Genomic DNA, 22,022 nt, shown 5'->3' on the forward strand with positions numbered 1-22,022 from the left:
TATTTATCTGGCCACCACCACCAGTTTCTGGTTGGCGAATTCTTTCAGACCGAGATCAGACAGCTCCCGTCCATAGCCTGAGCGTTTCACGCCACCAAAAGGAAGTTCTGCGGCGGTATCGCTTTGTGAATTGATAAACACCATGCCGGTTTCGATTTGCGCCGCCATTTTTCGCCCGCGAGCAATATCCCGTGTCCATACCGAGCCACCGAGGCCATAATGTGAGTCATTCGCCAGTGCCACGGCAGCGCTGTCGCTAGCCACGACATAAACCTGAGCCACCGGGCCGAAGAATTCCTGATAATAGGCCGGATTATCCGGCGTCAGGCCGGTGAGAATCGTCGGCTGGAAATAATTGCCGACGCCGTCGATGGCACGCCCGCCTATTTCGACCTTAGCACCCTGTGCGATGGCCTCATCAACCTGTTTGATTAAACGCTCACGCGCATCCTGTGACGACAGCGGACCGAGGGTGGTTTTCTCATCCAGCGGATCGCCAGCGACAGCCGATTGCAGTGCGGCGCTGAATTTTGCCATAAAGGGCCCGGCAATCTTCTCATGTACGATAAAACGCTTCGCAGCGGTACAGACCTGGCCACAGTTACTGAGGCGCGCCTGTGCTCCCTGGCGCACCGCCTCATCGAGGTCGGCGTCGTCCAGCACCACGAACACATCGTTGCCACCCAGTTCCAGCGTCGATTTCTTCAGGTATTTGCCGGCCTGCTGTGCCACCGCGCTGCCCGCCCGTTCGGACCCGGTGAGCGCTACGCCCTGAACACGGTCATCGGCGATCAAGTCCGCTACCTGATCATTCGAAATATACAGGTTGGTCCAGGCTCCCGGTGGTGCGCCAGCTTCATGGACCAGTTTTTCGAAGGCATCGGCGCAGTGCGGGACGATATTAGCGTGTTTGGCCAGCACCGGGTTGCCGAGTGCCAGGTTCGGAGCCAGCACACGCATCAGCTGGTAATAGGGGAAGTTCCAGGGTTCCACCGCCACAATCACGCCAACCGGATGATATTCCAGCCAGGCATCCCCCACATCGCTGGGATAGGCTTGCGGTTGCAGCAGTGTTGCCGCGTGTTCGGCATAGTAGCGGGCGATTTGGGCACAAATTTTGACTTCACCACGGCTTTGACCTATCAGCTTGCCCATCTCCTGGCTGGCGATGGTCGCCAGTTGTTCAACGCGCGCATCAATCAGATCTGCCAGACGTTTCAGTACCTGCAGTCGCGGTTGGATATCTCCTTTGCACCAGTCGGAGTGGTAAAGACGATCGGCAGTCTCCAGCGCCTGCTGCACATAAGCATCATCATGTGATGGCCAGCTCTTTAGCAATTGGTTATTGGCGGGATTGATACTTTGGTAGGAAGACATACAACGCTCCTTGGTCAATTAAAGACGACAAAGGCGGGACTGGCCCGCCTGAGATTCAGATGTTTTTACGCTCAACCGTCTTATCATCCCACGTCAGGACGTCCTGATCGGTCTTATCAAAGGCGCGAAACAGCACTTCATCGCTACCCTGTTGACGCCAGATTTCTTCTGCCAGGCGTTCGTCATAGTTGGCGACCTCAAAAATCGCTTCTGCGATTTCGGTCGAGGTGTGGCGTAGTTTGGCCCATTCGCCCACGTGGTGAGCTTTAGACTGTTCTGTTGCCATAAAGGTCTCCTGTTGTGGATTTATCCTTTCAGTTTTACCGCCAGACCGGCGACATGTTCGCCCTGAAAACGGGCGATATCGAGTTCTTCTGCAGAAGGCTGGCGCGATCCATCGCCCCCTGCAATGGTGGTGGCCCCATAAGGGGTGCCGCCGCGCACATGAGAGATATCGAAAAGTTCTTTGGTGCCATAACCGATGGGGACAATCACCATGCCGTGATGGGCGAGGGTGGTCCAGACTGAGGTGATGGTTTGCTCCTGGCCGCCGCCGGTGCCGGTGGAGGCAAACACGCTGGCAATTTTGCCGTACAGCGCGCCTGAGGCCCACAGTCCGCCAGTGCGGTCGAGGAAGTTACGCATCTGCCCCGCCATATTACCGAAACGTGTGGGGGTGCCGAGGATGATGGCATCGTATTGCGGGAGATCTTCGGGGGTTGCCTCAGTGGCTGGCTGATTGACCTTGCCGCCAACCTGCGCGAAGCGTTCGGCGTCCATGGTTTCCGGCACGCGTAATATTGTCACTTCTGCACCGTTCACACGACGCGCGCCTTCAGCAATAGCCTGCGCCATGGTTTCAATATGTCCGTACATGGAATAATAAAGCACCAGAATTTTCGCCATCTTTTTTCTTCCTGCGGGGTTTGAACACGTAATCTGAAGTATAGAAGAGCCTGCGTGACCTGCCGCTGAACAGCACAGCCGCTTACCTGCGGCTTCGCTTAATACTCCGCTAAGCGCTTGTCATCTGGCGAAAAATTCCAGTTTAGTGGAAAAATAAAGAAGAATATGTGTTTCAAAGTATAAATATCAGCCATAAACGCAACGCTATTGGCTATTCTTTAATCGGGTGGCCCGAAAAACGTGTCACCTGAGCTTTTCACCCCTTGCATGTGAAAAGTCCTGACCACAGATGTGAAAATTCTCTCGGAGGAAATGATGGCCCAACATCGTGGAGGATCGGGTAATTTCGCGGAAGATCGCGAAAGAGCCGCGGAAGCAGGCCGTAAAGGCGGTAAGAATAGCGGCGGGAATTTCAGAAACGACCCGCAGCGCGCTTCCGAAGCAGGTGAAAAAGGGGGACGCAGTCGCGGTAAGAAATAATCCGGCTGTGCAGTAATTCCCTCCGCCGCCGGGAACGCCCGGCGGTGACAATGCCTTCTGACTCTGCGAAAATGACGCCCGAATTCACATCGTGGTGCTTTATGTCTTCAGCTTCTTCTCGTCTTTCCCTGCGCCTGACGCGTCAGGAACTTGTGTTGATCTTCATTACCATGGTCTGGGGCGGCACCTTTCTGGTGGTGCATCGGGCAATGGCTCACTCCGGCCCATTCTTCTTCGTCGGTCTGCGTTTTGCGACAGCGGCGTTACTGCTGGCTTTTTTCTTCCGCCGTTACCTGAAGCAAACTACCTGGCTGGAGTGTAAGGCGGGGGCGTTGATCGGTGTGGCTATCGCCGGAGGCTATGGCCTGCAAACCTGGGGTATGCAAACCATTTCCAGTAGCCAGTCAGCCTTTCTGACTGCGCTTTACGTGCCAGTGGTACCGTTGTTGCAATGGCTATTTTTACGTCGTCCACCCGGATTGATGGCGTGGCTGGGGATTCTGTTGGCGTTTATTGGCTTGTTGCTGGTGGCCGGTCCGCAGAATGGCCGTTTCGCCCTAAACGCCGGTGAAATTGCCACCCTGCTGAGCACTCTGGCGATTGCCGCTGAAATCATTCTGATCAGCCGGTTTGCTGGTCAGGTTGATGTGCGTCGTGTGACGCTGATCCAGCTGGCCGTGGCATCGGCCTGTGCTTTCGTGTTGATGATCCCCAATGGGGAAACGTTACCGACATTCAGCACGCCGCTGGTGCTGAGCGCGCTGGGCCTCGGTGCCGCCAGCGCGCTGATTCAGGTCACCATGAACTGGGCGCAGCGCAGTGTCTCACCGACGCGCGCGACGGTGATCTACGCTGGTGAACCGGTATGGGCAGGGGTCGTGGGACGGCTGGCAGGTGAGCGTTTACCGGCGGCGGCGCTGCTGGGCGGTGCGTTAATTGTCTGCGGGGTGATCGTCAGTGAATTACGTATCCGGCGCAAAAAAACGGTGCCAGAGCTGGCACCGCAGGAGATGCAGGAGCCTTAACTGTTTTGGCGTGCCGCCTGGTTTTCACCCAGACTGTCACCGCGACGGCGCAGAATAGCGTTAAGAATGATGGCGCCAAAAGTGGCAGTGCCGATGCCGCCCAGGGTGAAGTTACCTATTTTTAGCGCGAAATCCCCGGCACCCAGAACCAGCGTGGTAGCCACCATAATCAGATTGCTGTTCTGGCTAAAATCGACGTTATTTTGTACCCAGATACGCGCGCCTGCCACGGCAATCAGGCCAAACACCACGATCGATGCTCCACCAATCACCGGACCAGGAATGGTATGGATCAGCGCGCCAAATTTGGGTGAGAAGCCCAGCACCAAAGCAATCAACGCCGCTGCGACAAAGGCCAGCGTGGAATAGACTTTTGTTACCGCCATCACGCCAATGTTTTCCGCGTAGGTGGTCACACCGCTGCCGCCGATCGATCCCGATAGCATGGTCGCCAGGCCGTCACCAACAAAAGCTCGCCCCATCCAGGGATCAAGATTACGCCCGGTCATCCCCGCCACGGCTTTGATATGCCCAAGGTTCTCCGCCACCAGAATGATGGCCACCGGTGCGATCATCACGATCGCCTGCATATCAAACACTGGCGTGGTGGTATGCGGCAGGCCAAACCAGGCGGCGTTGGCAACGCCAGTGAAATCGACCGGCTTGCCAAACCCCAGGACATTGGTCAGCAGGGCGTAAATGGCCCAGGCGACAATCAGCCCGACCAGGATCAACAAACGCTGCACCATGCCTCGGGTAAACACCGCTACCAGACCAATACACAGCACTGTCATCACCGCCATCCAGCTGTCGAACATTGACGATGACACACTATGTACCGCAATCGGTGCGAGATTCAGCCCAATTGCCATGACAACCGCACCAGTGACGACCGGTGGCATCAGGCGTTCGATCCAGCCAGTACCCACTTTCATCACCACAAAACCAATCAGCGTGTACAGAGCACCACAGGCGATCACCCCACCCAGCGCCAGCGCCAGGTTGGGGTTGAGTCCCTGACCATTGAAGCCGGTGACGGCGATAATCACACCGACAAAGGCCGCACTGGAACCGAGATAACTGGGCACGCGCCCCCCGGTGACGACAAAGAACAGCAGGGTACCCATCCCGGAAACCAGAATGGCCAGATTTGGGTCCAGGCCCATCAGCAACGGCATCAGCACCGTTGCACCAAACATTGCCACAGCATGCTGCAGGCCCAGAATCACGGTCTGCCCGAGCGGCAGCGTTTCATCCGGTGCAATCAGTCCATTTTCAGTCAAGGCTGACTTTTTCTGCCAGCGGGGAAACCAGGAACTCGCCATCGTCTTCTCCAGAGTGTCTGTGGAACCGGACCGCACAAGGCGGCGTTAGCGGGCTTCCTGCCGTGAAAAGTGATGATATCCGCGGTCAAACCAGGCGAGGCCGTGCGGCTCTTCATTCCGCACCAGCGCCAGCACCTCGCAAAATAAAGTGTCGTGAGTCCCGACGCTGACTACCTGGGTGATTTTGCAATCAAACGACACCAGCGCACCGTCCAGCAGCGGTGAGCCACTGGTGAGCGTATGCCAGCGGGCGGCGAGAAAGCGCTCGGCCATGGGCGTTTTGCCACCAAACAACGTGGAGAGATCTTCATGCCCGGAGGCCAGAGTGTTCACGCATAAGTAACCGTTGTCGCGAAACACCGGCCATACCGAGGCTGAACGGTTCAGGCACACCAGCAGCGTCGGCGGTGAGTCGGTCACGCTGCATACCGCCGAGGCGGTAAAACCGGCACGGCCTGCCGGACCGTCGGTGGTGATGATGTTGACGGCAGCACCCAGACGCGACATCGCATCGCGAAACGTCTGGCGTTCAACGGGCGGGGAGATTTCATGCACACTCATCTTTGGCCTCCTGACAGCGGCTGTCCTCCAGCCATTGCAGCAACAGCGCGTTGAAGTTCTCCGCATCGGTCACGCTCATCGCATGCCCGCCCCAGGTCATTTCGATCAGGCTGGCGTTGGGTAGCGCGGCCGCCAGTTGCGGGGAGCAACTCCACGGCACCAGCAGATCATCCTGGCTGTAGATCGCCAGTACCGGCTGGGTGATACGTGCCGCATAGGGGCGGAAATCGGCACTTTTCAGCGCGTGTAAGCGGCGTAACAGGTTTTCCATACCCTGGAAATGCTTCACGTGATGGGCGTCTTCCGCTTCAATCCGCGACTGATGGCGTGCCAGCCATTCAGCCGGATAAAGAAACAGTGGCTGGGCGCGGACAAAAGCCTCAACACCCACATTGAGCAGCAGATCCTGGCGGACCTGGAAACAACGTCCTGTGTGGGCATCGAGTGACAGCCAGCCATTAATCACCACCACGCGTCCAACACGCTGCGGATAATCGAGCGCCAGTTGCAGGCCAATCAGCCCGCCAAGTGCATGGCCGATCAGGTCAAAGCGCTCGATTCCCTGCTGCTCCAGCGCATCCGCCAGCTCGGCGGCCATCATCGCCATGCTGTAACCTTCAGGCAGCGTATCCGGGCTGCGGCCGGTGCCACGCTGGTCGTAGGTCACCACGCGATAATGCTGCCCCAGCGCCGCCAGCTGGGGTTGCCAGAAACCGGCAACGCCCCCCAGGCCGGAGGAGAGCACCAGCGTCGGTGCATCCTTCGTCTGTAAACCCTGAATCTCAAGATGCATTACGCCTCCTGTTTGCCGATGTGTGCCACTGTGGCAATCTCGACCAGTGCATCCGGCTTCACCAGCCCGCATTGAATGCAGTAGCGAGCAGGTTTATCTCCAGGGAAGTATTCGGCATACACCTGATTAATGGCGGCGTAGTTACTCCAGTCAGTAAGGAAGATGGAGTTGAAGGTGACGTCATCCATGGTGCCGCCCGCCGTTTCAATCACTTTTTTAATGGTTTCCAGTACGTGGCGGGCTTGTGCTGCGGCATCGCCTACGTGCACCACATTATTTTGCGCATCGAATGGCAGGGTACCGGACACGTAGACCACGCCATCGGCGAGGGTTCCGGGCACAAAAGGGGCGATAGGTGTGGTGGTGCCGGGCGGAATAATGACACTTTTAGGCATGGCTTGAGCTTCCTTTTCGTTGTTTTTGCAGGTGATAACGGTCGTGATTTCAGTCTGTTAGCGTTTCACAGAAGGTGTCGGTGTCGCTGACCCAACCGAAAAACGTTTCGATATTGAAGATTGCTGCTTGTTGTGCAAATGACGGTCCGGCCTGGTAGGTCGCGTCTTCCAGCACCACGCCGAAATATTCCAGAAAGAATCCGTCGCGTAGCGTCGATTCCACGCAGACATTGGTGGCAATGCCGGTGAATATCAGGTGGCGAATACCACGGCTGCGCAACATGCTGTCGAGCGGCGTGTTGAAGAAGCCGCTGTAACGGGGTTTGGGCAGAACGATGTCACCCGGCTGAGGCACCAGTTCATCCACCAGCGCATAATCCCAGCCGCCTTTCGCCAGCAGCGTGCCCTGCAGTTCGGGGCGCTTACGCATGGTTTTCAGGGCATTGGATTTATGAAAATTGGGCGATCCGGCATCACCGGCTTCGATGTATTTATCGTCCCAGCCATTCTGGAACCAGATGATTTGGATACCGGCGGCGCGGGCGGCCGTCACGGCCTGGTGAATTTTGGCGATCACCGGTTTGGTGGCAGAGACGTCAAAACCGGCCAAATCGAGATAGCCGCCCTCGGTGGCATAGGCATTTTGCATATCCACCACAATCAGGGCGCTTTGCGCGGGCGGGAAGGCAATGGCTTCCGGGCGTGCGGGCAGGGTGACCTGCGCTAAAGTCGATGTATGGGCGCAAACAACGGCAGTCATCAGGCAACCTCCTTCTGCGATTCAATCAAAGCATGACGGCACTGCATCAGCGGCTGAATATGCTGACCAAAGTCCTCGATCCCCTGCAGGAAATCGTCAAAAGTCAGCAACACGCCCTGCGTACCCTCTACCCCTGCAACGTCATCCAACATTCGTGCCACGTTGGCCCAGGAACCCACCAGCGTACCCATATTGATGTTCACGGCGGAGGTGGGATCGGCCATCTGGCGTACGTTGGTGTCGCTACCGGATTTGGTGTCCTGCTGACTTTGGGTCGTCAGCCAGGCGAGCGCCTCTTCATCGGCACCCGCTTTGTAGTGCTCCCATTTGGCGCGTGCGGCTTCATCACTCTCGGCGGCGATGATCATAAACAGCACATAAGAACCGACATCCCGACCCACTTTGTCGGCGGCCTGTTTCATGCGCGCGGCAGTGGGGGCGAAGGCGGTTGGCGTGTTCACGCCTTTGCCAAAGCAGAAGTTGTAATCGGCGTGTTGTGCCGAAAACGCCATACCGGCATCACTTTGCCCGGCGCAGATCACCTTCATCGGCCTTTGTGGTTGTGGGCTGAGGCGGCAATCGTTCATGGTGAAAAATTCACCTTTGAAATCGCTCTGGCCGTTGCCCCACAAATCGCGCAGCACGGTGACGTATTCGGTCAGGTATTGATAGCGGCTGGCGAAGTAGTCATCGCCGGGCCACAGGCCCATCTGTTCATATTCCGGCTTCTGCCAGCCGGTCACCAGGTTGACGCCAAAGCGGCCGTTGGAGATAGAATCGATGGTAGAGGCCATGCGCGCGACAATCGCGGGTGGCAGCGTCAGAGTGGCGGCGGTCGCGTAAATTTCGATACGCGAGGTGACCGCTGCCAGCCCGGCCATCAGGGTGAATGATTCGAGGTTATGGTCCCAGAATTCGGTTTTCCCGCCGAAGCCACGCAGTTTGATCATCGAAAGTGCGAAGTCGAAGTGGTAATGCTCGGCTTTTTGCACAATCGCTTTGTTCAATTCAAACGTCGGCTTGTACTGTGGGGCATGGGTGGAAATTAACCAGCCATTGTTACCAATCGGGATAAAGACGCCAATTTTCATGTGAAACCTCTCAGCAAATAACGGGTTTGTTTCACGCGCTGCGCTGCGTCCTGCTCGCTCCCTGCCGGCGGCGCTCCGTCACAATTTTGCAAAGCCTGTGCCACATTTTTAAATGCCTTATACAACATGATGTTAAAAAATCGGGATAAGAAAAAGCGGAGTAAATGGTCCGTTTTGGACCATATGGTCAAAATAAGCTGCACATTTTTCATGCGTCAGTGGTCAAAAAAGGTGCAGGGGCGGTATTAGGCAGGAGCGGGGGGCTTTGTTATGATGCGCGTACGCACAATGGATGAGGTAACAGTGTGAAAAGTGATGAAAAAAAGCCAACGCGTCGCTCTCGTGCGGTAGCGGCAAAACGGGCAGCGATTCTGGAAGCGGCGCTGACCTTCTTTTCGCAATTTGGTATTCACGGCACCAGCCTCGATAAAGTGGCGGAGCGCGCCGATGTGTCAAAAACCAATCTGCTTTATTACTACCCCTCGAAAGAGGCACTGTACATTGCAGTGCTGAAAGAGATTCTGGATGTCTGGCTGGCACCGCTACGCGCACTGCGTCATGATCAGGAGCCGCTGACGGCCATCCGTCGCTATATCCGCCTGAAACTGGAAGTTTCACGTGACCATCCCCAGGCATCGCGTCTGTTCTGCCTTGAGATGCTGCAAGGAGCGCCTTTGCTGAAGGGAGAACTGGCGGGAGACCTTAAAACGCTGGTGGATGAAAAGGCGGCGATCATCGAACAGTGGATCGATGAAGGGCGGCTGGCGGGCGTACGGCCTCAGCATCTGTTTTTCCTGCTGTGGGCCACCACCCAGCATTACGCCGATTTCGCCTCGCAGGTTGAGGCTATTACCGGACAGACGCTGAGCGATCCCGCGTTCTTTGAACAGACGGTAGATAACGTGCAGCGCATGATTATTGAAGGGATTCGCGTACGCTAATCCCTCGCTGGCACAGGAGTTTGCATGGATTCGCTTTCACAACTGGCATTAGGTGCATCGGTAAGCGTGGCGGTGATGGGCCGGCGCGTGCCGGTGTGGCAGTCAGCGCTGGTTGGTGCGGTGATCGGTACCTTACCCGATCTGGATGTATTTATTGATCACGGCGACGCCATTCGCAATATGACGTTGCATCGCAGCGAAAGCCATGCGTTGCTGTGGCTTACCCTGGTCTCTCCGTTGCTGAGCTGGCTGGTGGTGGGTTTACTCCGTCAGCGTCAGCATTGGGTCGCCTGGTGGCTGGCTATCTGGCTGGCGCTGATCACCCATCCGTTACTCGATTTGATGACGGTCTATGGGACGCAGCTCGGTCTGCCGTTGACGGATTGCCCCTATGCTGTCGGAAGTATGTACATCATCGACCCGTTGTATACGTTGCCGTTGCTGGTTGCGCTGGGTGTGGCACTGGGGCGGCGCGACAGGATCGGCTTGCGCTGGAATCAGGTCGGGCTGGTGGTAAGCACCCTGTATCTTGGCTGGAGTATGGTGGCGCAAAGTATGGCAACCCAGCATATTGGCCAGCAGCTGGCTCAACAGCGGGTGCAACCTGAGCGACTGCTGGTGACGCCCACCGCGTTTAACACCCTGGTATGGCGTACGGTGATCATGACACCGGAACGTTATGGTGAAGCCTGGTGGTCGCTGCTGTCACCGAATCGTCCGCTGGAGATTCACTGGTATGATCGCCATCCTGCCTTGTTCACACCTTTCAAAGGTCAATGGCTGGCCGAACGCGTCGCCTGGTTCAGCCATGGTTTTTATGCCATGCGCCAGCAGGGGAGCGATACGCTGATCACCGACTTGCGTATGGGCGAGGAGCCGAATTACACCTTTACCTTTAATCTCGGCGCGCCAGATGCACCGGATGCCGCCCCCACACGGGAACCGTCGTTACGGCCTACGTTGGCAGAAGCGTGGAGAAAATTGCGCGAAAGGATATAAAAAATAAGGCCCGCTAGCGGGCCTTAGACTTTCAGAGCGATCAGGCTTTACGTCGACGCAGCAGCCAGCCCATGGTCAAAATCATAAACCACAGCGGTGTGACCATCAGAGCATGACGGGTGTCATCCTGCAGGGTCAACAGCACCAGGACAAAGGCGAAAAACGCCATACATACCCAGCACATAAATTTACCCAGCGGCATCTTAAACGTTGACTCCGCATGACGCTGAGGATGCTGTTTACGGTAGGCCAGATAGCTGCACAGGATGATGGTCCAGACGAACATAAACAGAATCGCTGAAACTGTGGTGACCAGCGTGAACACGGTCATCACATCCGGGATCAGATAAATCAACGCCACACCGCCAAGCAGGCACAGGCAGGAGAAAAACAGACCGGTGGTCGGTACGGCACGGGCCGACAGTCGGCCAAACGCCTTGTGTGCCACTCCTTGTTCTGCCAGACCAAACAGCATGCGGCTGGTGGAGAAAATGCCGCTGTTGGCAGAGGACGCTGCGGAGGTGAGCACCACAAAGTTGACGATACTGGCGGCAGCAGGCAGGCCGATCATCACAAACATCTCAACAAAGGGACTGCGGTCGGCCAGCACCTGGTTCCACGGGGTCACCGCCATAATCACCATCAGCGCCAGTACATAAAACATAATGACACGCAACGGGATGGCGTTGATGGCACGCGGCAGCACTTTGTGCGGGTCGTGAGTTTCTGCGGCGGCAGTTCCCACCAGTTCAATTCCCACAAAGGCAAACACTGCAATCTGGAAACCGGCAAAAAAGCCGCTCAATCCTTTCGGGAACATACCGCCATGGTCCCAGATATTGCTCAGCGAAGCTGTACCGCCGCCCGGTGAAGGGTAGTGCATCGTCACGAGTACGACGCCGGTGATAATCAGCGCGACGATAGCGACAATTTTGATAATCGCGAACCAGAACTCCATTTCGCCGAACATCTTCACGGTGGCGATATTCAGCGTCAGGAACACTACGACACACAGCAGGGCGCTCATCCAGATGGAGAAGTCCGGGAGCCAGAGTTGGAAGTAAGCACTTATCGCCACCACGTCGGCGATGCCCGTCACGACCCAGCAGAACCAATAGGTCCAGCCAGTGAAATAACCGGCCCAGGGGCCAAGAAGGTCAGCGGCGAAATCGCTGAAGGATTTATATTCCAGGTTGGAGAGCAGTAACTCCCCCATGGCACGCATCACGAAAAACAGCATAAAACCGATGATCATATAAACAAAGATGATCGACGGTCCGGCCAGACTGATGGTTTTGCCGGATCCCATAAACAGCCCGGTGCCGATAGCACCCCCAATGGCGATAAGCTGGATATGGCGGTTGTGGAGATTGCGCCGGAGTTTCTCCGGTTGCTCCGTTGTGAGGAGTGCCTCTTTGGATTGATCAACCATAACGATTTCTTTCCTGTTTCGATGTTGTGTCAGCTCTGCTGGCTGTTAATTAACCTGCTGTTGTACAGGGCAAGTGGCATAAGATAGTGGAATAGCGCTGGCTCTCGGTAATTGTTTTTTAACATCTGCGACCTTTTGCATGCTTTGCGCTGTCAGTAAATATTTACATGGCGCAATCTTTCACCATTGCGGGTGAAAACTAAGCAGTTTCAGCAGGAAGGGCGCTTAAGCGGTAATGGGGTAAAGGTAACCCAGGGGATGAAGATTGCGGTTAGCCGAGGTCCTGATGGCACCGCAGCACATGCCAGCCATTTTCATTTCGGCATGTGCGTTAGCGACCAGGGGCGCAGAGATTATACTGCCGGATTGAGTCCGCGTTTGATGAGGAAATGGTTAGCGGGCCAGGAGAAGAGAAAACCTATTATCATCGCGAGTTGAAGCATGAACCAGAATCCGACCAACAGTGGGTTGATTTGCTGATTTAACACGAATTTTAGGGCCAGCCCCATAAAGAGAAAGATTCCTGCCTGATAAATCAGCAGCGGAAAAATTTCAGTTTTGAGCGCTAATAATAACGCGCTGCCGAATGAACGTTTTTCACGTTGGCGAATTGCCAGAAACTGGAAAAATAACCCCATTAATAACGAAATAGAAACGCAAATAATTGCCTCGATCCATAATGCCGGATTAATCGCAAATTGGTTTAGTAGGGTGATTATCGGGAGTGTCATTATGTCGCCAAATATACAGGCAGCGGCAGATAATGAAGTGGAAATAAAAATGGTTTGCCAGCCAGCGTTACGATGTAATTTTTGCGGAACCAGCAGGGCAAGCTTTACCTGACGTGAGGGTTTTCTCCCCAGATACCACCAGGCCAGCCAGCCAATGAATGGCATATATAGCCCGGTTAATGGCCAGATTATATTCATCACCGCGACCGGATGAGGGTGACGGAAGAGGTCTTTTAAAATCATCAGGGCGGTACAGCCACCCAGGACAAGGAAGGGTAATGCCAACTGGTTCAACATAGTCAGTCCCGCTTAGCTTCTCGAATACGCGCGACAATGCGGTCAGCCCGGCTGCGGCATTGTCTTCCCCTGCAAATCACCGTTGCGTGTTACGCCGCTCACTGCTAAGAGTAGCTGGAAACCCGCCTGACGGGAATCACTGCGAGGGGTGAAAAAGTGAACGGATGGCAGAAATAAATGAGATAAAGAATAAGGTGAGGCGAAAATGTGGCATAAATTAACCTGGAAGGTGAGGTTAAAACACTGTAAAGAATAGATTTCATTTAATGATGATGCTGAATACTTATCAAACTGTTGAAAATTTTCAATGGTCAGAGAGATTGAAACGACATAAGAAAAATCCTATTCTAATCGTCAGCATCAGTGAAAATTGTGATGTTGTTAACAAAGACGATATGCCCAATCCATTCCATTACGGTAACGCATTGACAACCGGATGTTTATGATTGTGCTCTGACGGCTGGAACTCTTTTCCATCAATATTTTTTCTCTAACTAATTTAATTTTTGTGTTAATCAGTTCAAATAACAAGGTGCAAGAGCGTTAAACCGCGCTGAGGCAATAATGACGACCAATAATTATTTCGTCTGGCGAGGCGAGACCGAAATTCAATTTCAGGCTGTTACCGCAGTGATGCAATTGAAATCGCTCATACAAAAACACGTAGAAACACTAGGATTTGATTACTTTGCCTTTTTGATCCAGCATCCGGTGCCTTTTACCCGACCACGGATCTTTTTGTTTAGCACTTATCCTGAAAACTGGGTCAGCCGGTATGAAAGTGAGAACTATTATGCGGTCGATCCGGTGCTGTTACTTTGTCAACGACCGGGCCACGGGGTGGACTGGACGCATGACCTGTTTACCGGGGCAGGCAACTTATGGGCTGAAGCCAATGCTTATGGCCTGATGAGTGGTTTTTCCTGCTCCGCAATGGCATCAAATCGTGCCATTGGTATATTATCTATTGCGTCTAAGCAACAGAGTAAGACCCGACACTTACGCGTTGAGCTGGAGGTAAAACTTCACTTCCTGGCGGAACTGAGTCTGCGTGCGCTGGGGCGTCTTAATGATAGCTCGATGGCGGTTTTATCTAATGATTTTAGTCAGCGCGAGCTGGAAATTCTGAAATGGACGGCGGAAGGAAAAACCTCTGCGGAAATTTCACTTATTTTAGCGATTTCTGAACACACGGTGAATTTTCACCAAAAAAATATGCAAAAGCGCTTTAATGTTTCCAATAAAACGCAAATTGCCTGTTATGCCGCAGCAATTGGTCTGATTTAGCGAAAAGGCAACTACTAACTTTAGTAGTTCCCAGCCCGAAGCCAGTTGTCTACCCTGCGCCGGAACTTTGCCAGGCTGGCGCATAGAAATCATTGCAAACATGGGGATGTCAGGGGCGCATGATGAAAATAATTCAAACCCAGTTAAAGGATATGCCGTCCTCACTGCTGGCGGAATTGGGGACTTATCGCTACAGCGTGTTTGCGCGTGGTGAGGGATGGTCCATTCCACCTCGATTAAGCACCCCGGGTCAGGAGTATGACCGTTTCGATCGTTCGGATGTGGCCTGGATGATTGCCTGGGATCCTCGTCGCGGGATTTGTGGCTGTTCCCGTCTGATGCCATGGCAGGAACCTGAAGTCACCGAAGGTCTGGTGCTTCCTTTCAGCCATGAAAAGGTGTGGGAGATGTCACGCTTTTCTGCCCGACTGGAAGTAGATGCGGAGCTACCACTCAACATTCTGTGGCACTCGGTACAGCTGGCAGAATTAAGTAATATGGAGTTTTTGATCAGCTCCGCTACGCCAATGCTGGAAAAGATGTTTGAACAGCATCAGGTGATTTATGAACCGCTGTCGCCAGGATTGATTCAGTCTGAGGATAACCTGTTCGCCATTCGCATTCCGGTGCACCAACCGGCCCTGGCTGATAAATACCGCGGTACGCGGCGGTTCAGCCCGGAAGAAGTCTTGCCGACGTTGGGTGTTTCCGTTAACTGGCAATCACACAGCTGATGTCCCCGCGCGTGCGGCGCGGGGCTGACCGCTTACTGACGGTAGGCGGTTTTGATTTGGCGAATGGTGTTGCTGAATACTTCCGCCTGCGGTTTTTCCCCTAACGTTTGCACATAGCGTTCCATGTTGATGATCACTTTCCCGGCATCCGCCTGACCCATTCCTTTCAGAATCAGTGTGACCATCATTTTCAGGCAGGCAACTTCATCTGCCAGCTTCTGCGTTTCCTGCGAGGTTACAAAGTCTTCATCACTCATAATCGACTCCCTGGTTGTGTTACATGATCCAGGCACATTCTTCCTGTGCGCAAAAAACAGAGTATATCATATGGTTGTCAGAGCAATTTATTCGCGCTGAAATCAGAAATTCATGCTAAAAACGAAATGAGAAATTGCTGTATTTATCGTCAATAAAAAATGACGGGAAGCATTATTTATTTTGCGTGTTATGAGCATAAAGCGAAGCGTGTTATAAATTATAACTTAATGATATTGATAGCTATTTTACTTTTTTATTCTCGCGTGTTATTGCCGGATACTAAAAATGAGTGGTCCATAACCTCTATTTGATTTGTATCATTTGAAGCGGGATTTATCTGCGGCGGGCGATGTTCTTTCCCCGGAAAACCCGGTAAGATAAGCCTCCTGAAAATATATTCCCCATCACTAACCTGCGGAGTACGTCCCGTTGATCAGCTTGCTTCTTGTTGATGACCATGAACTGGTACGCGCCGGCATTCGTCGCATACTGGAAGATATGAAGGGACTGGTAATTGCCGGGGAAGTGGCCTGTGGTGAGGATGCGGTGAAATGGTGCCGTAACAACCCAGTAGACGTCGTGCTGATGGACATGAACATGCCCGGCATTGGCGGTCTTGAAGCAACGCGCAAAATCGTGCGTTACAACCCGGATATTCGCATCATCATGCTGACTATTCATACCGAAAACCCACTGCCAGCCAAAGTCATGCAGGCAGGCGCATCGGGTTATCTCAGCAAAGGTGCCGCGCCGCAGGAAGTGGTAAGCGCTATCCGTTCGGTACACGCCGGGCAACGCTATATTGCCTCTGATATTGCGCAACAGATGGCACTGAGCCAGATTGAGCCGCAGAAAGCCGAATCCCCCTTTAGCTGTTTGTCGGAAAGGGAATTGCAGATTATGCTGATGATCACCCGGGGGCAGAAGGTGACGGAAATTTCCGAGCAGCTTAGTCTTAGCCCGAAAACCGTTAACAGCTACCGCTATCGTATGTTCAGCAAGCTGAACATCAGTGGCGATGTGGAGTTAACGCATCTGGCCATTCGACATGGCCTGTATAATGCGGAGCCGTTAATCAGTAGTGAGTGACGTTTTCAATTCCAAAGCCTTTCTCAGCACCGTGACCAGTCAGCCCGGCGTCTACCGTATGTATGACGCGACAGGCACGGTGATCTATGTTGGCAAAGCCAAAGACCTCAAAAAACGCCTCAGCAGCTATTTCCGTTCCCAGGTGGGTAGCCGTAAGACCGAAGCGCTGGTCAGCAATATCCAGCAAATCGATGTCACGGTCACGCATACCGAAACCGAAGCGTTGCTGCTGGAGCATAACTACATCAAGCTGTATCAGCCGCGCTATAACGTGCTGCTGCGCGATGACAAATCTTATCCTTACATCTTTCTCAGCGCAGATACCCATCCGCGGCTGGCGATGCACCGTGGGGCCAAACATGCCAAAGGCGAATATTTTGGCCCGTTTCCGAACGGGTATGCAGTACGTGAAACGCTGGCGCTGCTGCAGAAAGTGTTCCCGATTCGTCAGTGCGAAAACAGCGTTTATCGCAATCGTTCACGGCCATGTCTGCAATATCAGATTGGTCGTTGCCTCGGCCCCTGTGTAGCGGGTCTGGTCACTGAAGAAGAGTATGCACAGCAAACCGACTATGTGCGGCTCTTTCTGGCGGGTAAGGATGACCAGGTGCTGAATCAACTGGTCAAAAGAATGGAAGCCGCCAGCCAGGATCTACGTTTTGAAGAAGCCGCTCGGTTGCGCGACCAAATTCTGGCGGTGCGTCGCATTACCGAGAAGCAGTTTGTCTCCAATCAGGGGGATGATCTGGATGTGATGGGCGTTGCCTACGATGCCGGCATGGCATGTCTGCATGTTTTGTTTATTCGTCAGGGGAAAGTGCTGGGTAGCCGCAGTTATTTCCCGAAGGTGCCGGCGGATACTGAACTGGCGGAGGTGGTACAAACCTTCCTCGGCCAATTTTATTTGCAGGGCAGTGAGGCGCGTACTTTACCGACCGAGATCCTGCTGGATTTCAGCCTGCCGGAACGCGAGTTGCTGGCTGAATCGCTCAGCGAGCTGGCCGGGCGGAAGGTGAATATTCAGAGCAAACCGCGAGGCGATCGAGCCCGATACCTCAAGCTGGCACGAACCAATGCCGCTACCGCGTTGGCCACGCGGCTGTCACAGCATTCCACGATACAGCAGCGATTAGCTGCACTGGCAGCGTTCCTCGAACTGGACCAGATCAATCGTATGGAGTGTTTTGATATCAGCCACACCATGGGTGAACAGACCATTGCTTCCTGCGTGGTATTTGATCGCAATGGCCCGCTGCGTAGCGATTACCGCCGCTACAATATTGAGGGCATTACCCCCGGTGATGATTATGCAGCGATGAATCAGGTATTACGGCGTCGTTACGGTAAAGCGCTGGAAGAAGATAAAATCCCTGACGTTATCCTGATTGATGGCGGTAAAGGTCAGCTGGCGCAGGCTAAACAGGTGTTTGCCGAACTGGATGTGCCATGGGACAAAGACCGTCCTGTTTTACTCGGGGTGGCGAAGGGGAGCGATCGTAAAGCGGGTCTTGAGACGCTGTTTTTCGAAGCGGAAGGTGAGGGCATCTCACTGCCGCCGGACTCGCCAGCACTGCATGTCATTCAGCATATTCGTGATGATTCTCACAATCATGCGATCTCAGGCCACCGGAAAAAAAGGGCCAAAGTTAAGAACACCAGTGCACTGGAAAGTATCGAAGGTGTCGGGCCGAAACGCCGTCAACAGCTGCTGAAGTACATGGGTGGCCTGCAACCGTTGATGAATGCCAGTGTGGAGGAGATAGCGAAGGTTCCGGGCATTTCCTTCGCGCTGGCAGAAAAAATCTTCTATTCACTGAAACACTAGCATTGAAACAGGGGGGGCAATGTAGGAACATACGTTAAATTCTACCCATACCAGACAGTTACTGGCATATGCAATTTAACATTCCTACATGTCTTACTTTGTTTCGGGTCGTGCTGATTCCTTTCTTTGTGCTGGCTTTCTACCTGCCATTTCACTGGGCACCTTTTGTTACGGCGTTCATTTTTGTGGTTGCAGCAGTAACTGACTGGTTCGATGGCTTTCTTGCGCGTCGCTGGAAACAAACCACGCGTTTTGGTGCGTTCCTTGATCCGGTAGCCGATAAGGTGATGGTGGCGATAGCGCTGGTGCTGGTGGCGGAATATTTCCACGCCTGGTGGATTACACTGCCCGCTGCCACGATGATCGCCCGTGAGATCATTATCTCTGCGCTGCGTGAATGGATGGCGGAAATAGGTAAGCGCAGCAGTGTGGCCGTCTCCTGGATTGGTAAAGTGAAAACCACAGCGCAAATGCTATCGCTGGTGGCGCTGTTATGGCGTCCTGATGCCACAGTGATTGGCGTGGGTGTGGTCGCTTTATATATCGCGGCAGTGCTGACGTTCTGGTCAATGTTCCAGTATTTGAACGCAGCGCGTGGTGATCTGTTCGAACGGTGATCGATGCGATTCAAAAAGCAGCAAACGGACGCACTGTGAGGATAATTTTATTGACTCATTGCGCCAGTTCAGTAGAATGCATCGCATCGAACGGCAGCGTGTCTGCCAAAAGATAAATAAAATCAGCAAGTTCGATGATAATGCGGGAATAGCTCAGTTGGTAGAGCACGACCTTGCCAAGGTCGGGGTCGCGAGTTCGAGTCTCGTTTCCCGCTCCAGATTTAGCACTCTGTTCGTAACGGAATGCACATCAGATTGAAAGGCGCGTTGGCAGAGTGGCCATGCAGCGGATTGCAAATCCGTCCACCTCGGTTCGACTCCGGGACGCGCCTCCACTTTACACCCTGCCCGGGTGGTGAAATCGGTAGACACAAGGGATTTAAAATCCCTCGATCGTAAGGTCGTGCGGGTTCAAGTCCCGCCCCGGGCACCATATTGAATACCGATTCAAACCGAATAAAATCAAAGCAATAAGCAGTGATGTCGTGACCGCCCAAGGGCGGTTTTTTTGTTTCGGATTTCCTGATATTCGCTGCTCTTTGTCTGACTACCCACCGCAGCGACTACTGCAATTTTGCAGATGATGAAAAAACCCACCTCGCGGGATCAGGATTTGGGGGAAAGCGCAGGAATGACATGCTGCGGATGACGTTCAATAGCGCGTAATTGCGCTTTCGCTGGGCCTGGCGGGGTCACTCCCTTCGACGATCACGTTTGTCTAATGACCTGACTTCGCAAAATAGCTCATCTATCAACCTCTCGTGTACTGACATCTACCAATAACCAGGAAAATGCCTAATGATTTATCAGCCAAATACGAGGGGGGGTACCCTGGCCTTTTTGCGGAATATGCGGCAACAATGTTGTTACACATCACGACAACACGATGACGTGTCACACATCGCACTGTTTTAAACCAGTGATATGAGTGCTGGTATTGCTGGGAAACATGATTGACCGCGATGTGCAACTTTTGCCGGGGGAACTCAATGATTATTTCTCAGGAGAAAATGATCGTCCTGCACCGCATGCAAAAGGGAACGAAGTTCCTGTTACGCGGTGATAAAGCAATGGGGTATGAAGTCAGGCACGATATCAGAAGCCATAAACACAGGGAGGTTAATTGTCGCAGTCTGGCTCCCCTGATACGGGATGGGCTGGTGGAATTTGTTTTTTATCCAACCGATATTACGCGTTATTACGAGGTAAGACTGACGGAAGAAGGCCTGAGGTTAGTCAGCGAAGAAATCAATTATCGTTGTAGCTAACGAGGCCGTGGGAAACGTCAGTATTGCCAGAAAGGCCGCACAATGGCGGCCTGTGGTTAGCTTTTTAGCGACTGATCGTAAATATCAATGGCTGCAGTAATAATTGCACCCTGAGAAATCCCTTTCAGATTCGCGAGCGATTCTATCCGCGCGATGGTACTCAAAGGGAGCTTATAGGTTTTAGGTTTAATACCGCGTTTTTCGTCGCTGCGTTTTTGAATGTCACTGGCTGATTGAATCATGGTTCAACCCTTTATCTTCGAGATAGAAATTGCTGAAACTGACCTTCTCGCCCTGAGCGCCCACTAAGGCCGGGCGGCATTGGCTCAAAGAGTAAACAGAATGATCAAACTAAGTTTAGTTCAATCCCCCTCATTAACTATTGTTTAGAAAAGCTTTTTCCATTCCTGAACCTCTGTATAACATTTTTGGATCCAATGGATGTCAGCCTGGTTCACTTTCGCTACCAGGAACGAAAAGCTGGCATTCCCCCTTTTACAATTCAGTTTCTTCCGCCCTTATTTGCGCGCAAGCCAAACCATTCAAAGGTCATACTGGCTGTAGTTACCAGCTTAACGTTAGCGCTGTAAGCATCATGCCGGGCATTTACCGCCGCGATATGGTTGTTGTAGCAATCATTTTCTGCTGTTAGCACATCAAGTAACGTGCGTTTTCCCAACCGTAACCATTGCTCGTAGTAAATTTTGCTGACCATATCGGTTTCCTGACTGAGCTTTTGGTATTCGCGACTTTGTATCGCCGCAGCATCCCGGCTTTGGCTGAGATTGTGGATTTGATACTCCATATCCATGCGCGTTTGGATGAACTGCGATTGTCTGGCCGACGCCCGCGCCGATGCTGCCTGGATAGCGGCTTTTTCCGTTCCTCCGGTGAAAGCATTCCATTGAATATTCAGCCCGGTATACCACTGGCCAGGGTTGCCATAACTGTCTTTGGCCGTGCTTTTAGCAATCACCCAATTAAGCTGTGGCAGCGTACTGGCCTCAGCAGCCGCCACATCATGCGCGGCGGATTCAGCTTCTGCCTGTGCTTTTAACCATGTTGGGTGCTTTTCCACCCGACTGATCACCAGTGAAGTGGGGATGGGTTGCATTGTCCAGTCGAAATTATCCGGTAGACTGACTTGTTCTCCTGTAAGACGGAACAGCGTGATTTCCACCTGCCTGCGCTGGTCAGTGACCCGCTGCAAGCTTGCTTCTGCCGCCAAAAGCTTTGCTCTTGCCTGTACTAACTCACTGTGCCTTCCTGCATCGGTTTGGGTAATGTCAACCAGCATATTGACCAGGGTGCGCATGCGTTTCACATAAGCTTGTGTAATCTTCTGATTTTGCTGGTAGCGGCTTAATTCGATAAGTTGACCCAGCGTGCTGTAGGCAATCTGTTGTTGCTGATAATCATATTGGTACGTTGCCGCATTTGCCTGCTGTGTGGCGCTGCCAATATTTTCGCGATTCTTCCCCCAGTCAAACAACGTGGTGGTGACATTCAGTGAGAGGCTGCTGTCATCCAGACGATTATTCCCTGTGTGGCTGCCACTGCCAAAAGAGGCCATCGGTGCCGTCGTGCCGAGCTGAATCTGGGGCCAGCGCGCACCTTTCACCCGGTCGATATCGAAATCGGCGGCTTGTTTGTCTGCGCCAGCAACCCGGATTTCAGGGCTGAAATCCATCGCCTGATTGACCGTCTTCGCCAGCCAGATGCGGGTGGCATTGCTCATCATCGTATCGTGCGTCACGGGAGAGGTAACGGGTGCGGTGATACCCGCACGGCTGAGGGTCAGCATCAATAGCGTAATCATTGCCTTGTGCAT

At 53.3% G+C, this 22,022-nt stretch carries 24 protein-coding genes and 3 tRNA genes; 13 read left to right on the forward strand and 14 right to left on the reverse strand.

Annotated elements, in window-relative coordinates; all coding sequences use genetic code 11:
- Positions 1-3 precede the first annotated feature (3 nt).
- From AC6I8X_RS07330 to wrbA, 3 genes are read right to left on the reverse strand one after another with little or no spacing between them, the layout of a single operon-like run.
- Entirely contained in the window at positions 4-1,377 is a 1,374-nt protein-coding gene (locus AC6I8X_RS07330) for an NAD-dependent succinate-semialdehyde dehydrogenase (RefSeq protein WP_497840804.1), read from the reverse strand.
- 55 nt (positions 1,378-1,432) lie between these two features.
- Positions 1,433-1,663, reverse strand: coding sequence for a YccJ family protein (locus AC6I8X_RS07335; RefSeq protein WP_208714562.1), 231 nt, complete (start codon positions 1,661-1,663; stop codon positions 1,433-1,435).
- Between the two features lie 20 nt (positions 1,664-1,683).
- On the reverse strand, positions 1,684-2,283 hold the full coding sequence (gene wrbA, locus AC6I8X_RS07340; RefSeq protein ID WP_084873756.1) for an NAD(P)H:quinone oxidoreductase: 600 nt from the start codon (positions 2,281-2,283) through the stop codon (positions 1,684-1,686).
- 315 nt (positions 2,284-2,598) lie between these two features.
- On the opposite strand from wrbA, the gene AC6I8X_RS07345 reads away from it, so the two are divergent.
- Together AC6I8X_RS07345 and AC6I8X_RS07350 are read left to right on the forward strand one after the other, a co-directional pair.
- A complete protein-coding gene (locus tag AC6I8X_RS07345) occupies positions 2,599-2,763 on the forward strand; it encodes a con-10 family general stress protein (RefSeq protein ID WP_084873757.1) in 165 nt (54 codons plus the stop codon).
- A gap of 101 nt (positions 2,764-2,864) precedes the next feature.
- Positions 2,865-3,788 (forward strand): DMT family transporter, encoded by a 924-nt coding sequence (locus AC6I8X_RS07350; protein WP_313685859.1) that lies wholly within the window; start codon positions 2,865-2,867, stop codon positions 3,786-3,788.
- On the opposite strand, the gene rutG is transcribed toward AC6I8X_RS07350, so the two are convergent.
- From rutG to rutA, 6 genes are read right to left on the reverse strand one after another with little or no spacing between them, the layout of a single operon-like run.
- Positions 3,785-5,113, reverse strand: a complete 1,329-nt coding sequence (gene rutG / locus AC6I8X_RS07355; protein WP_497840805.1) for a pyrimidine utilization transport protein G — start codon at positions 5,111-5,113, stop codon at positions 3,785-3,787. The two genes, AC6I8X_RS07350 and rutG, sit on opposite strands and share 4 nt — an antisense overlap.
- A gap of 45 nt (positions 5,114-5,158) precedes the next feature.
- Positions 5,159-5,674, reverse strand: a complete 516-nt coding sequence (rutF, locus tag AC6I8X_RS07360; protein ID WP_313685855.1) for an NADH-dependent FMN reductase RutF — start codon at positions 5,672-5,674, stop codon at positions 5,159-5,161.
- Entirely contained in the window at positions 5,661-6,467 is an 807-nt protein-coding gene (gene rutD, locus AC6I8X_RS07365) for a pyrimidine utilization protein D (RefSeq protein WP_313685853.1), read from the reverse strand. Before rutD ends, rutF begins: the two co-directional genes overlap by 14 nt.
- Positions 6,467-6,862 carry a pyrimidine utilization protein C gene (gene rutC / locus AC6I8X_RS07370; RefSeq protein WP_013508575.1) on the reverse strand — a complete coding sequence of 132 codons (396 nt, stop codon included), beginning with the start codon at positions 6,860-6,862 and terminating at the stop codon, positions 6,467-6,469. Before rutC ends, rutD begins: the two co-directional genes overlap by 1 nt.
- A 49-nt stretch (positions 6,863-6,911) precedes the next feature.
- Positions 6,912-7,622: a pyrimidine utilization protein B gene (rutB, locus tag AC6I8X_RS07375; RefSeq protein WP_313685849.1), complete on the reverse strand. Its 711-nt coding sequence runs from the start codon at positions 7,620-7,622 to the stop codon at positions 6,912-6,914.
- Positions 7,622-8,713 (reverse strand): pyrimidine utilization protein A, encoded by a 1,092-nt coding sequence (gene rutA, locus AC6I8X_RS07380; RefSeq protein ID WP_299445956.1) that lies wholly within the window; start codon positions 8,711-8,713, stop codon positions 7,622-7,624. Before rutA ends, rutB begins: the two co-directional genes overlap by 1 nt.
- Before the next feature lie 305 nt (positions 8,714-9,018).
- Here rutA and rutR point away from each other — a divergent pair, with 305 nt between their 5' ends.
- Both rutR and AC6I8X_RS07390 read left to right on the forward strand, forming a co-directional pair.
- A complete protein-coding gene (rutR, locus tag AC6I8X_RS07385) occupies positions 9,019-9,654 on the forward strand; it encodes an HTH-type transcriptional regulator RutR (protein WP_299445954.1) in 636 nt (211 codons plus the stop codon).
- Positions 9,655-9,678: 24 nt separating this feature from the next.
- The gene (locus tag AC6I8X_RS07390; protein WP_313685846.1) at positions 9,679-10,653 is read left to right on the forward strand and encodes a metal-dependent hydrolase; all 975 of its coding nucleotides are present in this window, start codon (positions 9,679-9,681) and stop codon (positions 10,651-10,653) included.
- A gap of 40 nt (positions 10,654-10,693) precedes the next feature.
- Here AC6I8X_RS07390 and cycA read toward each other — a convergent pair whose 3' ends face one another.
- Positions 10,694-12,085, reverse strand: a complete 1,392-nt coding sequence (cycA, locus tag AC6I8X_RS07395) for a D-serine/D-alanine/glycine transporter (RefSeq protein ID WP_299445949.1) — start codon at positions 12,083-12,085, stop codon at positions 10,694-10,696.
- A 353-nt stretch (positions 12,086-12,438) separates the two neighbouring features.
- Positions 12,439-13,113: a DUF4396 domain-containing protein gene (locus AC6I8X_RS07400; RefSeq protein ID WP_313685844.1), complete on the reverse strand. Its 675-nt coding sequence runs from the start codon at positions 13,111-13,113 to the stop codon at positions 12,439-12,441.
- A gap of 564 nt (positions 13,114-13,677) precedes the next feature.
- On the opposite strand from AC6I8X_RS07400, the gene AC6I8X_RS07405 reads away from it, so the two are divergent.
- On the forward strand, positions 13,678-14,400 hold the full coding sequence (locus AC6I8X_RS07405; protein WP_313685842.1) for an autoinducer binding domain-containing protein: 723 nt from the start codon (positions 13,678-13,680) through the stop codon (positions 14,398-14,400).
- 122 nt (positions 14,401-14,522) lie between these two features.
- Positions 14,523-15,134, forward strand: coding sequence for an acyl-homoserine-lactone synthase (locus AC6I8X_RS07410; RefSeq protein WP_313685870.1), 612 nt, complete (start codon positions 14,523-14,525; stop codon positions 15,132-15,134).
- Between the two features lie 32 nt (positions 15,135-15,166).
- On the opposite strand, the gene AC6I8X_RS07415 is transcribed toward AC6I8X_RS07410, so the two are convergent.
- On the reverse strand, positions 15,167-15,391 hold the full coding sequence (locus tag AC6I8X_RS07415; RefSeq protein ID WP_084873768.1) for a DUF2594 family protein: 225 nt from the start codon (positions 15,389-15,391) through the stop codon (positions 15,167-15,169).
- A gap of 430 nt (positions 15,392-15,821) precedes the next feature.
- Here AC6I8X_RS07415 and uvrY point away from each other — a divergent pair, with 430 nt between their 5' ends.
- The 7 genes from uvrY (at position 15,822) to AC6I8X_RS07450 (ending at position 20,191) form a co-directional block, all read left to right on the forward strand.
- Positions 15,822-16,481 (forward strand): UvrY/SirA/GacA family response regulator transcription factor, encoded by a 660-nt coding sequence (gene uvrY, locus AC6I8X_RS07420; protein WP_299445933.1) that lies wholly within the window; start codon positions 15,822-15,824, stop codon positions 16,479-16,481.
- Entirely contained in the window at positions 16,474-18,306 is a 1,833-nt protein-coding gene (gene uvrC, locus AC6I8X_RS07425) for an excinuclease ABC subunit UvrC (protein WP_497840806.1), read from the forward strand. Before uvrY ends, uvrC begins: the two co-directional genes overlap by 8 nt.
- A 68-nt stretch (positions 18,307-18,374) precedes the next feature.
- Positions 18,375-18,923: a CDP-diacylglycerol--glycerol-3-phosphate 3-phosphatidyltransferase gene (gene pgsA / locus AC6I8X_RS07430; RefSeq protein ID WP_084873771.1), complete on the forward strand. Its 549-nt coding sequence runs from the start codon at positions 18,375-18,377 to the stop codon at positions 18,921-18,923.
- Between the two features lie 142 nt (positions 18,924-19,065).
- Positions 19,066-19,141, forward strand: a tRNA-Gly gene (locus AC6I8X_RS07435).
- 43 nt (positions 19,142-19,184) lie between these two features.
- Positions 19,185-19,258, forward strand: a tRNA-Cys gene (locus AC6I8X_RS07440).
- 11 nt (positions 19,259-19,269) lie between these two features.
- A tRNA-Leu gene (locus AC6I8X_RS07445) sits at positions 19,270-19,356 on the forward strand.
- 556 nt (positions 19,357-19,912) lie between these two features.
- Positions 19,913-20,191: a hypothetical protein gene (locus AC6I8X_RS07450; protein ID WP_497840807.1), complete on the forward strand. Its 279-nt coding sequence runs from the start codon at positions 19,913-19,915 to the stop codon at positions 20,189-20,191.
- A gap of 56 nt (positions 20,192-20,247) precedes the next feature.
- Here the strand turns inward: AC6I8X_RS07450 and AC6I8X_RS07455 are convergent, their stop codons facing one another.
- The gene (locus AC6I8X_RS07455) at positions 20,248-20,433 is read right to left on the reverse strand and encodes a ribbon-helix-helix protein, CopG family (RefSeq protein ID WP_084873822.1); all 186 of its coding nucleotides are present in this window, start codon (positions 20,431-20,433) and stop codon (positions 20,248-20,250) included.
- 260 nt (positions 20,434-20,693) lie between these two features.
- The gene (locus tag AC6I8X_RS07460) at positions 20,694-22,022 is read right to left on the reverse strand and encodes a TolC family protein (protein WP_497840808.1); all 1,329 of its coding nucleotides are present in this window, start codon (positions 22,020-22,022) and stop codon (positions 20,694-20,696) included.

The sequence above is a fragment of the Pantoea sp. X-Soil-TKNS-1280 genome, assembly GCF_059730475.1.

Bases quoted from the DNA above. Each gene is read 5' to 3' on its own strand.
- AC6I8X_RS07350 (WP_313685859.1), top strand. From the start codon at position 2,865: ATGTCTTCAGCTTCTTCTCGTCTTTCCCTGCGCCTGACGCGTCAGGAA.
- rutC (WP_013508575.1), bottom strand. From the start codon at position 6,862: ATGCCTAAAAGTGTCATTATTCCGCCCGGCACCACCACACCTATCGCC.
- rutA (WP_299445956.1), bottom strand. From the start codon at position 8,713: ATGAAAATTGGCGTCTTTATCCCGATTGGTAACAATGGCTGGTTAATT.
- AC6I8X_RS07460 (WP_497840808.1), bottom strand. From the start codon at position 22,022: ATGCACAAGGCAATGATTACGCTATTGATGCTGACCCTCAGCCGTGCG.
- AC6I8X_RS07390 (WP_313685846.1), top strand. From the start codon at position 9,679: ATGGATTCGCTTTCACAACTGGCATTAGGTGCATCGGTAAGCGTGGCG.
- rutD (WP_313685853.1), bottom strand. From the start codon at position 6,467: ATGCATCTTGAGATTCAGGGTTTACAGACGAAGGATGCACCGACGCTG.
- pgsA (WP_084873771.1), top strand. From the start codon at position 18,375: ATGCAATTTAACATTCCTACATGTCTTACTTTGTTTCGGGTCGTGCTG.
- cycA (WP_299445949.1), bottom strand. From the start codon at position 12,085: ATGGTTGATCAATCCAAAGAGGCACTCCTCACAACGGAGCAACCGGAG.
- rutG (WP_497840805.1), bottom strand. From the start codon at position 5,113: ATGGCGAGTTCCTGGTTTCCCCGCTGGCAGAAAAAGTCAGCCTTGACT.
- AC6I8X_RS07400 (WP_313685844.1), bottom strand. From the start codon at position 13,113: ATGTTGAACCAGTTGGCATTACCCTTCCTTGTCCTGGGTGGCTGTACC.
- AC6I8X_RS07335 (WP_208714562.1), bottom strand. From the start codon at position 1,663: ATGGCAACAGAACAGTCTAAAGCTCACCACGTGGGCGAATGGGCCAAA.
- AC6I8X_RS07450 (WP_497840807.1), top strand. From the start codon at position 19,913: ATGATTATTTCTCAGGAGAAAATGATCGTCCTGCACCGCATGCAAAAG.
- AC6I8X_RS07405 (WP_313685842.1), top strand. From the start codon at position 13,678: ATGACGACCAATAATTATTTCGTCTGGCGAGGCGAGACCGAAATTCAA.
- AC6I8X_RS07410 (WP_313685870.1), top strand. From the start codon at position 14,523: ATGAAAATAATTCAAACCCAGTTAAAGGATATGCCGTCCTCACTGCTG.
- AC6I8X_RS07345 (WP_084873757.1), top strand. From the start codon at position 2,599: ATGGCCCAACATCGTGGAGGATCGGGTAATTTCGCGGAAGATCGCGAA.
- wrbA (WP_084873756.1), bottom strand. From the start codon at position 2,283: ATGGCGAAAATTCTGGTGCTTTATTATTCCATGTACGGACATATTGAA.
- AC6I8X_RS07455 (WP_084873822.1), bottom strand. From the start codon at position 20,433: ATGATTCAATCAGCCAGTGACATTCAAAAACGCAGCGACGAAAAACGC.
- AC6I8X_RS07415 (WP_084873768.1), bottom strand. From the start codon at position 15,391: ATGAGTGATGAAGACTTTGTAACCTCGCAGGAAACGCAGAAGCTGGCA.
- AC6I8X_RS07330 (WP_497840804.1), bottom strand. From the start codon at position 1,377: ATGTCTTCCTACCAAAGTATCAATCCCGCCAATAACCAATTGCTAAAG.
- rutF (WP_313685855.1), bottom strand. From the start codon at position 5,674: ATGAGTGTGCATGAAATCTCCCCGCCCGTTGAACGCCAGACGTTTCGC.
- rutB (WP_313685849.1), bottom strand. From the start codon at position 7,622: ATGACTGCCGTTGTTTGCGCCCATACATCGACTTTAGCGCAGGTCACC.